Here is a 14,236-nt window from a genome sequence, read left to right as displayed (position 1 = left end):
TACTTCGCTGGCGAACTATTCGCCAGCGAATTATCGATGCCAAAGTTAGGATCTGTACATGCCCGAGATGCGCCATTCCTCCGACCTTCCCGGGAGCCTCCCGGCCACGCCTGGAATCGTCGGTGCCACGCCGGAGAGCATCGTCCTCACCCCCGAAGCGCTGCCGGAGGACCGGGCCGACCGCCACGTCGCGCGGTGGCGCGACCACTGGATCGACGTCGACTTCGACGACGAGATCGAGGCGATCACGGTGCGGATCGGATCCATCTCGAAGTTCTTCAACGATGCTCGTGCGGCGGCGGCCAACGAGGTCGGTCTGGCCGACTTCGAGTACAAGACGCTCCACATGCTGATGATCCGCGACACCCCGGGCCACGCCTCGCCCACGACCCTCGCGAAGGACCTCGACATCAGTCCGGCCGGGATGACGGGACGGCTCGACAGCATGGAGAAGGCCGGGTGGGTGCGGCGTACGACATCGGTGGAGGACCGTCGCAAGATCAGCGTCGAGGCGACCAAGGCGGGCATCGAGATCTGGCGACGGGCGATGGACCTGCGCGGCGAGGCCGAGACCAGGCTGCTGGAGACACTGAGTCCGGAGCGGCGTACGGACCTGGCAGCCCTGCTCAAGCAGGTCACCCTGCGGATCGAGGACGAATAGCGCCTGCGCGGATCTGCGTACGCCACGGTCGCCGGTGAGCGGATCCGCCCACCCGCCGCCAGGACCAGCCTGGAGGCATGACCACCACACCTGAGACCAGACCCTTCCGCTTCGGCGTCGTCGCGGCTCAGGCGCCCACTGGCGCCGCCTGGAGCGACCTCGCCCACCGTGTCGAGAGCGCCGGCTACGACACGCTCGTCATGCCGGACAACGTGTCCTTCGGCCATGCCGTCTTCCCGGCTCTGGCGGCCGCCGCGGCGGTGACCACGAGGCTCCACGTCGGGACGTACGTCCTGGCCAACGACTTCCGCCACCCCGTCCAGGTCGCCAAGGAGTCGGCCACGCTCTCCGTGCTCTCGGGCGGCCGCTTCGAGCTCGGCCTCGGCGCCGGGCGCCCCGACTCGGCCCGGGAGAACGCGATGCTGGGGCTGGGCTTCGACCCGCCCGGCGTACGCGTGGACCGGCTCGTGGAGTCGATCGGGATCATCAAGCGGCTCTTGGCCGGTGAGACCGTCACCGTCGACGGGCCCCACCACCGGGCCGTCGAGGCCTCGGTGCTGCCCTACGGGACCGAACCCCAGCAGGTGCCGATCCTGGTCGCCGGCGGCGGACCACGGATGCTGCGGATCGCGGGCGAGCAGGCCGACATCGCCGCCCTCGGGATCCCCTTCTCCGCCGAGGAGCCGGAGGCGCTCGCGGCCATCGACCACGTACGCTCCGCCGACCGCCCCGCTCCCGAGCTCAACATGAACCTGATGGCGGTGGGCGAGACCGTTCCGCGCTACCTGGCCGGCCGGCTCGACCCCGCGGCGCTCGCTGCCAAGGGCGCCGTCGGCGTCGTCACCGGATCCGCCGAGGAGATGGCCGACCAGCTCCGCGAGCGCCGGGAACGGCTGGGCGTCTCCTACGTCCTGGTCGGCGACGAGCTGATGGAGGCGTTCGCCCCGGTCGTCGGCCTCCTCGCCGGGTCCTGAACCATCTCTTCGAGACCGCATAGCCCAGTCTCAGCAGGTTCACAGCGACGTTGCGCACACTGAATGACATGACCGAACCCACTCCTCAGCAGCAGCCCGGTGGGACCCCGCCGCAGTGGGCGCCCCCGGGCGCCGACGCAGACGCGACGACTCCGCCCCCCGCCGCTCCGACCATGCCGCCTCCCGGGGTGGCTCCGACCGCAGTCCTGTCGACGCCCCCGGCGGCCCTCGCGACGACCCCCAAGCCCAAGGCGCGCCGGGCCACGCTCGCCGCCACGGCACTCGTCGGCGCCCTCGTGCTCGGCGGCGGAGCCGGCTTCGGTGGCGCGGCACTGTTCTACTCGACCCAGGACGACGGTGCCCGCAACGGCGGCAGCTCGGCGACCGGCTCCCAGGTCGTCGACAGCGACGCACCTGAGGGCACCGCCGAGAAGGTGGCGGCCAAGGTGCTGCCCTCGGTCGTCAAGATCGAGGTCTCCACCCAGGCCGGCAGCGGCTCGGGCTCGGGCATCATCCTCTCCTCCGACGGTCTGATCCTGACCAACAACCACGTCGTCGACCTCTCCTCCGAGAGCACTCAGGAGACCAACCCCGGCTTCCCCGGCTCGCCCGACCAGGACCAGCAGCAGGGACAGGAGCAGCAGGGCTCCTCGATCACCGTCGACTTCAGCGACGGCACCTCGGCCTCGGCCAAGGTCGTCGGCACCGACCCGCTCACCGACACCGCCGTGATCCAGGCCGAGAACGTCTCCGGCCTCACCCCGGCGACGATCGGCAAGTCCAGCAACCTCGTGGTCGGGCAGGACGTGGTCGCGATCGGGTCGCCGTACGGCCTCGACTCGACCGTCACCACCGGCATCGTCAGCGCCCTGGACCGCCCGGTCAACGTCGGGTCCGACTCCTCCGGCAACGCGACCGTCTACCCGGCCATCCAGACCGACGCCGCGATCAACCCCGGCAACTCCGGCGGGGCACTGGTCGACATGAACGGCAACGTGGTCGGCATCAACGCCTCGATCAGGTCCAACTCCTCCTCCAGCGAGGAGGCCGGCTCCATCGGCCTCGGTTTCGCGATCCCGATCGACGAGGTGCTCCCGATCATCGACCAGCTCAAGGCGGGCGACGAGGCCACCCACGCCCGGATGGGGATCTCGGTCGGCGACAGCGCCGGCGCCCAGTCCGGCCAGACCGCCGTCACCGGTGCCGTCGTTCAGGACGTCACCGCGGACAGCGCGGCCGAGAAGGCCGGCCTGAAGAAGGGCGACACGATCACCAAGGTCGACGAGCACCAGATCAACGGCTCCGACTCCCTGGTCGCCACGGTCCGCTCTTACCGCCCCGGCGACGAGGTCGAGGTGACCTGGTCCCGCGACGGCAAGGAGCAGAGCGCCAAGATCACCCTGGACTCCGACGCCACCTGAGGTTTCGCGAGTAGATGTGGCCGTCGCGAGCGTCGCGAGACGCGTGCACTCGCAAGGCGCCGCCTCGAAGGCGATCTGGTTGCACCGTCGAGAGGCGGCAACGCTGCGAGTGCGCGCGTATCGCGGCGCGCAGCAGGTCACATCTACTCGCGGAACCTCCCGATCTCCCCGCAAGACGTTGGGGCTTCCGACGGAAACCTCAGCGCCGCGGGGTGCCAACGACCGAGCGCCTCATGCCCGTCCCCGCGGGCATGAGGCGCTCGTGCGCGTTCTGCCTCAGGAGACCTGCTTCTGGATGCTGCACAGCCACTCGACCGGCTCGAAGCCCATCGCCTCGTTGACCTGGATCATGTGGGAGTTGACCTCGGCGTTGTACGTCGACAGGGTCGGCACCTCCGGCCGCTCGGACTGGAGCAGTCGGAGATTGGCGACCTTCACTGCCAGCCCGAGCCGGTGACCCCGATGAGCACCCTCGACCAGGGTGCCCCACTGATAGCTGTTGCCGTCCAGGCTCGAGTAGCCGATCACCGTGTAGGCCACCACCCGGCCGCCGGCGTCCAGCGCCACCGAGTGGTAGAGGGTCCGCTTCTGGGCCGCGACCAGCTCCTCGGTCTCGCGCACCCTCGCCACGTCGGGCTCGAGCGCCTCGACGTCCAGGTCGCCGGTCGGCGCCTCGGTCTCCAGGCTGGCGTCGAGCACCGCCCAGCTCTCGACGATGTCGTCGGGCACCCGGCCGACCCAGGAACGCAGCGTGTAGTCGCCGTGCTTCTCGGCGGCCTCCGCCGCCAGCCGGTCGAGGACGTGGTCCGGCACCGGGAGCCGCAGCAGGCGGCGTACCTCCACCAGGGCGGGTGCGTAGCCCCGCGCGATCCCGAAGTCCCGCCCCGGCGATCCCTCACCGCCGGACCCGAGCGACCAGGGCCACCAGACCTCGCCCGTGAACGACGTACGCCCCTGGGCGCGAGCCTCCGCCTCGACATGGTCGAGCAGGCCGGTGCCGTGGCCCTGGCGCCGGTGAGCCGGCAGAACGGCCACCACGAGCGTCGCCCGGTGCAGGTTGTCGACCAGCGGCATGGCCACCCAGGCGGCAGCGACCGCCGTGTCGCCGACCCGGCCGACGTAGGCCCGGCGGTCGGTCTTCTCGGACTGCTGCCGCAGCTCGACGCGCTGCTCCTCACGCTCCCACAGGTCCGCGTCGGGGCCGCGTACGTCGAGCCACGACGCGGTCATCACGTCGTACCACGCGTCGAAGGCGTCGTCGTCGAACGGGTCGACGCGCTCGATGACCAGATCGCTCATCGTGACCTCTCCACTCTGGTCTCGTCCCAGACCGGCTCCGGTGACTCATAGACATCACCGTTGGCGCCGTAGACCAGGAACCGGTCGAAGCCACGGGCGAACCAGCGGTCGTGGGTGACCGCGACGACGGTGCCCTCGAACGACTCCAGCCCGGCTTCGAGGGCCTCGGCGGACTGGACGTCGAGGTTGTCGGTCGGCTCGTCGAGCAGCAGCAGGGTGGCGCCGCTCAGCTCGAGCAGAAGGATCTGGAAGCGCGCCTGCTGCCCGCCCGAGAGCGAGTCGAAGGTCTGCTCCGCCGCGTGCGCGAGCTCGTAGCGGTCGAGCACCCGTGAGGCGGCCTCGCGGCCCATCCCCACGCGTCCACGCCCGTCAGGGGTCGCTTCACCGCGATGCAGGATGTCGAGCAGCGTACGTCCCGCCAGCTCCGGATGGGCATGGGTCTGCACGAACCAACCCGGCCGCACGCGGGCACCGAGCTTGGCCTTTCCACGGTGGCGGACCGGCTCGATGGGCGTGTCCTCGACCGGGCGGTGCTCCACGTCCGGGTCGGTGCCGCCGCGGGCGAGCAACCGCAGGAAGTGAGACTTGCCTGAACCGTTGGAGCCGAGCACAGCAACCCGCTCGCCGTACCAGACCTCCAGGTCGAACGGGCGCATCAGTCCGGTGAGCTCGAGCGCCTCGCAGACCACCGCTCGTTTGCCGGTGCGGCCGCCGCGCAGCCGCATCTGCACCGCCTGCTCTCGTGGCTGCTCGACGGGCGGCCCGGCCTCCTCGAACTTCCGGAGCCGGGTCTGTGCCGCCTTGTACTGGCTGGACATCCCGTCGTTGTACTCCGACTTGACCTTCAGCCGCAGGACCAGCGCCTTGATCTTGGCGTGCTCCTCGTCCCAGCGACGGCGCAGCTCCTCGAACCGCAGGAACCGGTCTTTGCGGGCCTCGTGGTAGGAGGCGAACCCACCAGGATGCGTCCACGTGCTGTTGCCGGCGCCGGACGCGCCGAGCTCGACCGTGACCACCCTGGTCGCGGTGTTGTCCAGCAGCTCACGGTCGTGGCTGACGTAGAGGATGGTCTTCGGGGATTCCCGGATGCGCTCCTCGAGCCAGATCTTGCCGGGCACGTCGAGGAAGTTGTCCGGCTCGTCGAGCAACAGCACCTCGTCGGGGCCACGCAGCAGAAATTCGAGCACCAGCCGCTTCTGCTCGCCGCCGGAGAGGGTGTCCAGGGAGCGGTAGCGGGCTCGGTCGTAGGGCACCCCGAGCCCGGCCATCGTGCACACGTCCCAGACGACCTCGATGTCGTAGCCGCCGGCGTCGGCGTACTCGGACAGCGCGGTCGCGTAGCGCATCTGCAGCCGCTCGTCCTCCGACGACATCAGCTCCAGCTCGCAGGCCTCCACGGCGGCCGCCGCCTCACGCACTCGCGCGGGCGCCACCGAGAGCAGCAGCTCACCGACGGTCGAGGAGCCCTTGCCGACCATCTGCCGCATCACCCCGAGGCCGCCCGAGCGCACCACGGATCCGGTCGTCGGGGTCAGCTCGCCGGTGACGATCCGCAGCAGCGTCGTCTTCCCCGCGCCGTTGGCGCCGACCAGCGCGACCTTCGCGCCCTCGCCCACCCGGAAGGAGACGTCATCGAGCAGCACCCGTCCGTCAGGTAGCTGGAAACTCACTCCAGCAACGTCCACATGTCCCACAGCCGTCCAGTCTGGCACCCGTGTCGAATGGTTATTGCGCATTGGGATTCATAGAGCGGTCCCATCAGTAGAACGTGACGCTCGACACATTTCGGCTATTAACGATATTACTGTCGCCATGCCTCCGCTCGACAGCCAGATCGCTGACCTGCTCACCCTCTTCGCGAAGGGCCAGCCCCTGGAGTCCTTCGACCCACCGACGGCGCGAGCGCTCTATCGCGCGCTGGGCGAGGGCATCCCGCTTCCACCCGTCGGATCGGTGGAGAGCTCGGTGATCCCAGGACCGGCCGGCGACCTGGACGTACGCATCTACCGGCCCACCACGGAGGGGCCGCTGCCCACGATCGTGATGTTCCACGGCGGCGGTTGGGTGGTCGGCGACCTCGACACCCACGAGGACCAGGCCCGCAACCTCTCCACCATCTGTGACGCCGTGGTCGTCGCGGTCGACTACCGGCTCGCCCCGGAGAATCCGTTCCCCGCCGCCACCGACGACGCCCTGGCTGCGGCTCGCTGGGTCAGCGACAACGCGGCGACGCTCGGCGGCGACGGCCGGGTCGCGGTCGCCGGCGACAGTGCGGGCGGCAACCTGTCGGCGGTCGTCGCCCAGGTCTTCCGCGACGAGGGCCGCGAGCTCGCCGGCCAGCTGCTGATCTACCCGGCGACCGACATGACCAGCGGCTACCCCTCCTACGCCGAGAACGGCCACGGCTACTTCCTCGAGCTGCCGACGATGAAGTGGTTCTCCGACCACTACGTGGGCGACGCCGACCGTGCCGACCCGCGACTGAGCCCGATCAAGGGCTCCTTGGAGGGTCTGGCGCCGGCGGTCGTGGTGACCGCGGAGTTCGATCCGCTGCGCGACGAGGGCATCGCCTACGCCAAGGCGTTGGAGAGCTCGGGCGTCCCGATGACCTACCACCACTGCGACGGCCTCATCCACGGCTTCTTCGCCATGGGCCACCACTCGCAGGCGGCGCAGCTGGCGATCGAGGAGACGTGTGCGCTGTTCAGGACGGTGCTCCACGGGTGATCCAAGACACATCGTCAAACCAGGGGTATTCCTGATGACCGTCGTTTGACGATGGGCCAGACTGGCCGCATGCAGATTGCCGCCCAGGTCAGTTCCCTTCTACGGGCGATGACGCGTCCCCTGACGGAGCGTGTCCGCAAGCTTGCCCTGCAGTTCGCGATGCGGGGCAAGGAGTCGCCGATCCCTGACATCACCACGCTGCGCAAGATCCCCGAGCACCTGACCTTCCCGCTGCGCCGCGACGGCCTCGACCCGGTCCCGATGCTCGCCGAGACCCGCGAGCAGGCGTCGGTCACCAAGCTGGGCTCGGTGCTCGGCCTCGACATCGTGCTGGTCACCGGTCATGCCGAGTCCAAGCACGTCCTGGCGGACAAGAACGCCTACTCCAACGACATGCGCCACCTGCTCGGCACCCGCAAGCGCACCGACGCCGAGGGCATCGGTGGCCTCGGCATGACCGACCCGCCCGACCACACCAAGCTCCGCGGGCTGCTGACCCCGGAGTTCACCATGCGCCGTCTCGGTCGTCTCAACGAGATGATCGACCGGATCGTGACCGACGCCCTCGACGACATGGAGGCCCATGGCCCCGAGGTCGACCTGGTCCAGCACTTCGGCTTCGAGATCCCGTTCCGGGTGATCTGCGAGCTGCTGGGCATGCCCGAGGACGTACGCGACGAGTTCCACAAGCTCGGCATGGCCCGCTTCGACCTCTCGGAGGGCGGCGCGGGCTCCTTCGGTGCCGCCACCGAGACCCGGACGTTCCTCATCGAGCAGGTCCGCCAGCAGCGGGCCAACCCCGGCGACGGCATGATCGGCGAGATCATCCGCAACAAGGGCGCGGAGTACGACGACGTCGAGCTCGGCGGTCTCGCCGACGGCGTCTTCCTCGGCGGCTACGAGACCTCCGCCTCGATGCTCTCCATGGGCGCCTACGTCCTGATGCAGAACCCGGAGGCGTACGAGATCCTGCGCTCGGGCGACCGCGCCGAGGTCGACAAGGTCGTCGAGGAGCTGCTCCGCTACCTGTGTCCCGTCCAGCTCGCGTTCCCGCGGTTCGCCCGCGAGGACCACGACCTCTTCGGCCTCCCGGTCAAGAAGGGCGCCGTCGTCCTGGTCAGCCTCACCGGCGCCAACCGCGACCCCGCCGTCGTCCCGAAGCCGGAGCAGTTCGACCTCCGCAACGCCGACACGATGCACTTCGCCTTCGGCCACGGCATGCACCGCTGCGTCGGCGCCGAGCTCGCCCGGATGGAGCTCCGTGCCGCCCTCACCGGCCTCGCCCGCCGCTTCCCCGACCTGGCCATGGCCACCGACGACCCCGGCGACCTCGGCTGGCGCGACCTCTCGGTCGTCTACAGCCTCGACCGCCTCCCGGTGCGGCTCGCCAAGGACCCCGTCCCCGCCTGATCACGCCCAGACGAGGAAGATGACGACCAGCCCGATCAGCAGGAAGCCGTAGGTCCACAGGCAGATCCGCTCGCAGATGTTCCCCGAAGCCTCCGGGATCGCGGCGACTGCTGCGCCGATGCCCGGCGCAACAGCGAGCAGCCACCACACCAGACGCAGGTCGGCAACCAAGATCACGAGAGCCAGCCCGAATCCCAACGTGGCCAAACTGCTCGCATACGGCAGCGAGAAGACGCGGTTCATGACCACACCCGCGACGATGCCGACGGCCAGAAACACGACGATCGACCACACGAAGGAAGCGACAGCGTCCACGCCAGGATTGGTCTGCCAGTCGTGCCAGAACGGCCATGCGGCCGCCAGCGCCATCGCGACGGCGATCAGCCACGCGGCGTACGAACGGATGACGTTGCCATACCACGTGGGGTGTTCTCTGCTCACCCATCGAGCCTGGCCAACCCCGCAGGTCGCCACATCCGCACGGATACTCAGACGGCGCGTAGCCGGGTCGCCAGGAACCATCCCGCCCGCCTACGTCAGTGGACGCGAGCTTGTGAACGATTCACAAACTCGCGTCCACTGGCATAGGCGCCGACAGGAGCAGCCGTGAGTCGAGGTCGTCCGTGGTGTGCTACCGGCTCAGTGCGTAGGTGAGGACGACCGCACCGTTGCCGAGGTCGGTCACGTTCTGCAGGTCCATCGCGGTCGTGCCGAGGCCGGTCAGCAGCGACTCGCCGGAGCCGGCGACGAACGGGGACAGGCTCACGTGGAGCTCGTCGAGCAGGCCGGCCTCGATGAGCGCCCTGCTGAAGGGGCCGTTCCCGTACTTCACCAGGGCCCCCTCCCCCGACTCCTTGAGCGCGGCCACGGCCTCGACGGCGTCCCCGGGGAGCACCTCGGCGTTCCACGTGGTCTCCGTGAGCGTCGTGGACGCGACGTACTTCGGCAAGGTGTTGAACCTGTCGGCCAGCTCGCCACTCCGGGAGGGCCACGAAGCGGCGAACCCTTCGTAGGTGACCCGCCCGAGCACCATGCCGTCCGCACCGTCCAGCAGACCGACGGCGTAGTCGATCTGGCCGTCGCTCGGAACGACCTTCATCTGCCCTGCCCAGAAACTGTCTCCGTCGAACCTTCCGTCGAGGGAGACGTGGGTGTATTCGATCAGCTTTCGCATGACCAGCACCCAAGCAGCGCGACGACCTGCGGGTCTTGTATCGAACCGAAGCCGGAGAGTCGCTCAGAACGCGAGGAAACCGGGCCCGGTCCTCAGCCCGTTCGGGGTGTGCCCGGTCGCCCACCGCATCGCCCGGGTGAGCTGGGGCTGGTCGTAGTAGCCGCCGACGGAGACCGCCTCGGCGATCGATCCTCCCGCCACGAGGAGCCGCGCGGCGGCTCTGGCACGCTCGATGCTGGCGACCTTGCGCCGGGAGACGCCCACCGCTCGACGGAACCGGATCTGTGCGGTCCGCTCGGAGACCCCTCGTGAGCGCTCGCCGCGGTGGACGTCCTCCACGAGCGGGTCGATGACCAGCAGGCCGGCACGTACCAGTCTGGCGACGAACACGTCGACGTTCTGCACCGTCGGCATCTCCCAGTCGCGGTTGTCCAGGAGGATCCGGCCGCCGGCAAGCGTCGGCAGCCGGGCATCGTTCAGGTCGGCGATCCCGGAGGGCGGGAAGAGCGGAAGGTATGCGCCGACGCGGAGCTCGACCCCGAAGAACTCCCATTCCGGCGGACAGGTCAGCAACGAGGCCCTGGTCTCCGGTCCGTGCAGGTACATCGACCATCCGGCATCGCCCTGCGCGAACGAGAGCATCGTGGAGGCCTTCGCCACCGAGGCGAAGGCGGTCGCGGTGTCGAACCGTGCGGCCCACACCCGTTCGACCCCAGGCACCTCACCGGGGACCTCATCGAAGGTCAGCCCCATGGCCATCAGTCTGCAGCACGCGAAACCCGCTGGCACTGCCAATTCTCGTCGTACGTCGCCTCGCCGTCGACCTCGCCCGGCACAGCGGCGCGGTGGCGGTCAGCCGTTCCGGCGCTGAGGCGCCGCCTCCTCGCTGATCGCCACGGCGATCCAGGGCGCCAGGACGTACGCCGGAATCGCCAGCAGCGGAAGGCTGGTCATCGGGGTCGCGATGATCACGAACGCGGCCCCGGTGCAGAACCGGCCCAGCCCGGCGCGCATGCTCAAGAACGCTCCGACCACCGGCCCGATCAGCCCCACGACGAGCATCACCGGCACGCTCACCAGTCGCGACAGCTCGATCCCGGAGCTCGTCACGGCAAGGTAGACAGGCAGCACCGTCACCAGGCTCAACAGCGCGGAGACACCCCAGGCCTTATAAGAGCGGGCCAGGCGCTGACCGTTCGTCAGCGCGGGGGGCGTCATCGTGGGACTGGTCATGGACGGAGTCTGGCAGCGCACCCCGCGCGACCGGCCGTGAGACGCGCGAGACGGCGGAAACCGGCACCTGTGCCGTTCAAGCGCGGCGCGTCTCGAGGACGCGGAACCCCTTGGCGCTGCCGATGCGCTCGGTCGGGTAGCCCTGCTCTCCGAGCCAGCGCTGGAGTGAGTCGCCGCCCAGGTTCTTGCCGACGACCATGACCGCGCGTCCGCCGGGGGCGAGGCGCGGAAGCCAGGTCAGGAGGAGCTCGTGGAGGGCCTGCTTGCCGATCCGGATCGGCGGGTTGCTCCAGATCTCGTCGTACGTCACCGCCGGGTCGATCTCGGCCGGGACCGCGGCTCGATAGCGGTCACCCAGTCCGAGCTTCGCAGCGTTCTCGTTGGCCAGCAGGACGGCACGCTCGTTGACGTCGACCCCGGTGACGTACGCCTCCGGCTCCGCGAGACCCAGCGCGAGCCCGATCACGCCGTAGCCGCAGCCGAGGTCGAGGACACGCGCGCCCGGCTTCAGCGCGGGCGGCTCGGTCTCCTTGAACAGCACCGAGGTGCCGATGTCCAGCCGCCCCTTGGCGAAGACACCGGACCCCGAGACCAGCGAGAGGTCGAGGTCCCACACGGTCGTCGAGACGGGGATCCGTTCGAAGGGCACCGACGGGTCGGCGGAGAAGTAGTGCTCGTCATCGGTCCCGGTCAAGCTCGCTCGCCTCTCTGCGATTCATGGTGCGTTCGTGCTGGGCCGCCAGCTGCTCGTCGGGCGGGTAGGCGACCTCTTCGAGGGTCAGTCCGTTGGCCGGCGCGATCGGGATCGACGAGGACCGCGAGCGCGAGGCCAGCGACTCCTTGGCCCAGGTGACGTCCTTGCGGCCCTCCCCGATCACCATCAGGCAGCCGACCAGCGAGCGCACCATCGAGTGGCAGAAGGCGTCGGCGAGGACGGTCGCCTCGATGATCCCGTCGGGGCGCCGTTCCCAGCTGAGCTGGCGCAGGTCGCGGATCGTGGTCGCGCCCTCGCGCGGCTTGCAGAACGAGGCGAAGTCGTTGAGCCCGATGAGATCCGCGGAGGCGACGTTCATCAGCGACAGGTCGAGCGGCCGCGTCCGGTAGAGCACGTGTCCGCGCAGCAGCGGGTCGACGTACGCCGGGTCGTCCACGATCCGGTAGACGTAGCGTCGCCACAACGCCGAGAACCGGGCGTTGAAGCCCACCGGCGCCTCCGCGGCGGCTCGCACCCGCACGTCGGCGGGGAGGATCCCGTTCAGGCGGCGCACCAGCGCGTCGAGCGGCGGCTGCTCGGAGCGTCCGCGCGACGACTCGAGCACGTCGGCGTCGATGTCGAAGTGGGCGACCTGGCCGCGGGCGTGCACGCCCGAGTCCGTCCGCCCGGCGACCGTCACCCACACCTGGGACCGCTCCCCCGTCCCCGGCACCCGCAGCGCGGTCGCGAGGGCGTCCTGGAGCTCACCCTGGACCGTACGCAGCCCTGGCTGGGTCGCCCAGCCGTGGAACGTGGTGCCGTCGTAGGCGAGGTCGATCCTGATGCGCACGGCCCCATTCTCGCAGCGACCACGTCGTTTGCCAGACTCGGCGCATGCGCTACGTGATCTTCGGAGCAGGAGCGGTCGGCGGCGTCGTGGGCGGCCTGCTGCACCGGGCAGGGATCGACGTCACCCTGGTGGCCCGCGGCGAGCACCTCCGCGCGATCCAGGACCTCGGCCTCAGCCTCGACACCCCCGACGGCGTGCTGACCCTCGACGTCCCCGCAGTCGAGGGCGCGAGCGAGGTCGCCTGGACCGAGGACACCGTCGTGCTCCTCAGCGTCAAGGGCCAGCAGACCGAGGCCGCGCTCGAGGACCTGGCGGCGTACGCACCTCCGGGCACCCCGGTCGTCTCCCTGCAGAACGGCGTCGCGAACGAGCCGCGGATCCTGCGGCGGTTCGCCCGGACGTACGCCATCCATGTCATCCTTCCCGCCACCTTCCTGACCCCGGGCGCCGTCGTCCAGGGCTCCGGCAACAAGCCCGGCATCCTGGACATCGGCCGCTACCCCACCGGCGTCGACGAGATCACCACGGCGATCGCGAACGACCTGGTCAAGGCAGGGTTCCTGAGCGAGCCGCGCGCCGACATCATGGCCTGGAAGCACCGCAAGCTCCTCAACAACCTCGGCAACGGCGTCAACGCCGCGATCGCCCCCGGCCCCAGCGGCGAGGAGATCTACGCCCGCTGCCTGGCCGAGGCGGAGACCGCCCTCGCTGCCGCCGGCATCGACGTCGTGACCGCCGACCAGGACCGGGCCCGGCGTGCCGGCCACATCACCGGCCGCGGCCATGCCAGCAACAGCTCGACCTGGCAGAGCCTCACCCGCGGCACCGGCGTCGAGATCGACTACCTCTCCGGCGAGATCGTGCTGCTCGGCCGCCTCCACGGCGTCCCGACGCCCGCCAACGAGGCCATCCAGCAAGCGGTCCACGACATCGCCCGCAGCGGCGCAGAACCCGGCACTCTCGACAGCACCGCGTTCCTCACCGGCCTGTGACGGTCCCGCTCGGAATAGGGCTCGGAATAGGGGTGGTCAGGTAGGCAGCGGCTCCGGCAGGCTGCCTGCCATGAGCCACCCCGTGCCGCCTCCCCCGCCGCCCCCGACTCCGCTGCCACCGACCCACACCACCGGGTCCGCCCCTCAATCGACGATGGGTGCCACCATCGTCGTGATCGTGGCTGTGCTGATCCTGCAGATCGCGATCGCCCTGATCGGCTTCGTCCTGGTCTATGCGCTCGGCAGCACGATCGCCGCCATGTCGATCAGCAACATCGTGACCATCGTGCTCAACGCGCTGCTGTACGCCGTGGTCGCAGGTGGCGCCGCGTACATCGCTCGCACCCCGACGGGCCGGCTGCTCGGCATCGTGCTGCCGATGCTCTCCTGGCTGTTGAGCACGGTGTTCTGGTACGGGCTCATCCGGCTGCTGGACTTCTACAACCCGGCGGTCATCGGCTTCCTCTCGCCACTGTTCCTCATGCTGGTCCTGGCCGGCTGGGGGTGTGCCGCCTGGACCGGCCGGCGGTGGCTGATCGGGCTGCCCATCACCTACGTGCTGCTCATCGTGGTGCAGCTTCCGCTGTCCCTCGCGCTGGCGCCCGCCATGTCCCTCGACAACATCGCCGCCGCGCAGCTGCTCTCGGCCCTCTCGACCGTCGCGACGACCGTGGTCATGGTCCTCGGCGGGGTCATCTGCTGGCTCCTGGCCCGCACCGAGCAGACCGCCGGGCAGTGACAGTCGGGAGATGACAGTGGCCCGTCACCCTCGCGGGTGACGGGCCACAGTTCAGAACCAGA

At 69.8% G+C, this 14,236-nt stretch carries 15 protein-coding genes; 7 read left to right on the top strand and 8 right to left on the bottom strand.

Features of this window, described 5'->3' with window-relative positions; translation table 11 throughout:
- Positions 1-58: 58 nt before the first annotated feature.
- The 3 genes from ACIRON_RS16275 (at position 59) to ACIRON_RS16265 (ending at position 3,056) form a co-directional block, all read left to right on the top strand.
- Positions 59-661, top strand: a complete 603-nt coding sequence (locus ACIRON_RS16275) for a MarR family winged helix-turn-helix transcriptional regulator (RefSeq protein ID WP_402993349.1) — start codon at positions 59-61, stop codon at positions 659-661.
- Positions 662-738: 77 nt separating this feature from the next.
- Positions 739-1,635, top strand: a complete 897-nt coding sequence (locus ACIRON_RS16270) for a TIGR03621 family F420-dependent LLM class oxidoreductase (protein ID WP_402993348.1) — start codon at positions 739-741, stop codon at positions 1,633-1,635.
- A gap of 68 nt (positions 1,636-1,703) precedes the next feature.
- The gene (locus ACIRON_RS16265; RefSeq protein ID WP_402993346.1) at positions 1,704-3,056 is read left to right on the top strand and encodes a S1C family serine protease; all 1,353 of its coding nucleotides are present in this window, start codon (positions 1,704-1,706) and stop codon (positions 3,054-3,056) included.
- A gap of 276 nt (positions 3,057-3,332) precedes the next feature.
- Here the strand turns inward: ACIRON_RS16265 and ACIRON_RS16260 are convergent, their stop codons facing one another.
- A complete protein-coding gene (locus ACIRON_RS16260; protein ID WP_402993344.1) occupies positions 3,333-4,355 on the bottom strand; it encodes a GNAT family N-acetyltransferase in 1,023 nt (340 codons plus the stop codon).
- Complete coding sequence (locus tag ACIRON_RS16255) at positions 4,352-6,049, bottom strand: ABC-F family ATP-binding cassette domain-containing protein (RefSeq protein WP_402993342.1); 1,698 nt, start codon at positions 6,047-6,049, stop codon at positions 4,352-4,354. Before ACIRON_RS16255 ends, ACIRON_RS16260 begins: the two co-directional genes overlap by 4 nt.
- A 118-nt stretch (positions 6,050-6,167) precedes the next feature.
- Here ACIRON_RS16255 and ACIRON_RS16250 point away from each other — a divergent pair, with 118 nt between their 5' ends.
- Complete coding sequence (locus ACIRON_RS16250) at positions 6,168-7,082, top strand: alpha/beta hydrolase (RefSeq protein WP_402993340.1); 915 nt, start codon at positions 6,168-6,170, stop codon at positions 7,080-7,082.
- Positions 7,083-7,190: 108 nt separating this feature from the next.
- Complete coding sequence (locus tag ACIRON_RS16245; RefSeq protein ID WP_402993338.1) at positions 7,191-8,492, top strand: cytochrome P450; 1,302 nt, start codon at positions 7,191-7,193, stop codon at positions 8,490-8,492.
- On the opposite strand, the gene ACIRON_RS16240 is transcribed toward ACIRON_RS16245, so the two are convergent.
- The 6 genes from ACIRON_RS16240 to truA form a co-directional block, all read right to left on the bottom strand.
- Positions 8,493-8,933 carry a hypothetical protein gene (locus ACIRON_RS16240; RefSeq protein WP_402993336.1) on the bottom strand — a complete coding sequence of 147 codons (441 nt, stop codon included), beginning with the start codon at positions 8,931-8,933 and terminating at the stop codon, positions 8,493-8,495.
- 190 nt (positions 8,934-9,123) lie between these two features.
- On the bottom strand, positions 9,124-9,666 hold the full coding sequence (locus ACIRON_RS16235; RefSeq protein ID WP_402993334.1) for a dihydrofolate reductase family protein: 543 nt from the start codon (positions 9,664-9,666) through the stop codon (positions 9,124-9,126).
- A gap of 63 nt (positions 9,667-9,729) precedes the next feature.
- Positions 9,730-10,419: a helix-turn-helix domain-containing protein gene (locus ACIRON_RS16230; RefSeq protein ID WP_402993332.1), complete on the bottom strand. Its 690-nt coding sequence runs from the start codon at positions 10,417-10,419 to the stop codon at positions 9,730-9,732.
- A gap of 99 nt (positions 10,420-10,518) precedes the next feature.
- Positions 10,519-10,899, bottom strand: a complete 381-nt coding sequence (locus ACIRON_RS16225; RefSeq protein ID WP_402993330.1) for a hypothetical protein — start codon at positions 10,897-10,899, stop codon at positions 10,519-10,521.
- A 76-nt stretch (positions 10,900-10,975) separates the two neighbouring features.
- Positions 10,976-11,593: a class I SAM-dependent methyltransferase gene (locus ACIRON_RS16220; RefSeq protein ID WP_402993328.1), complete on the bottom strand. Its 618-nt coding sequence runs from the start codon at positions 11,591-11,593 to the stop codon at positions 10,976-10,978.
- Positions 11,577-12,443: a tRNA pseudouridine(38-40) synthase TruA gene (gene truA / locus ACIRON_RS16215; protein WP_402993327.1), complete on the bottom strand. Its 867-nt coding sequence runs from the start codon at positions 12,441-12,443 to the stop codon at positions 11,577-11,579. Before truA ends, ACIRON_RS16220 begins: the two co-directional genes overlap by 17 nt.
- A 44-nt stretch (positions 12,444-12,487) precedes the next feature.
- On the opposite strand from truA, the gene ACIRON_RS16210 reads away from it, so the two are divergent.
- Both ACIRON_RS16210 and ACIRON_RS16205 read left to right on the top strand, forming a co-directional pair.
- Positions 12,488-13,435 carry a ketopantoate reductase family protein gene (locus ACIRON_RS16210; RefSeq protein WP_402993326.1) on the top strand — a complete coding sequence of 316 codons (948 nt, stop codon included), beginning with the start codon at positions 12,488-12,490 and terminating at the stop codon, positions 13,433-13,435.
- Positions 13,436-13,505: 70 nt separating this feature from the next.
- A complete protein-coding gene (locus tag ACIRON_RS16205; RefSeq protein ID WP_402993325.1) occupies positions 13,506-14,174 on the top strand; it encodes a hypothetical protein in 669 nt (222 codons plus the stop codon).
- The last annotated feature ends 62 nt before the right edge of the window (positions 14,175-14,236 follow it).

The organism is Nocardioides sp. NPDC101246 (genome assembly GCF_044767415.1).
Taxonomy (GTDB): domain Bacteria; phylum Actinomycetota; class Actinomycetes; order Propionibacteriales; family Nocardioidaceae; genus Nocardioides.
Note: the sequence above shows the minus strand (reverse complement) of the source record. Positions and strands in the feature narration are given on the sequence as shown.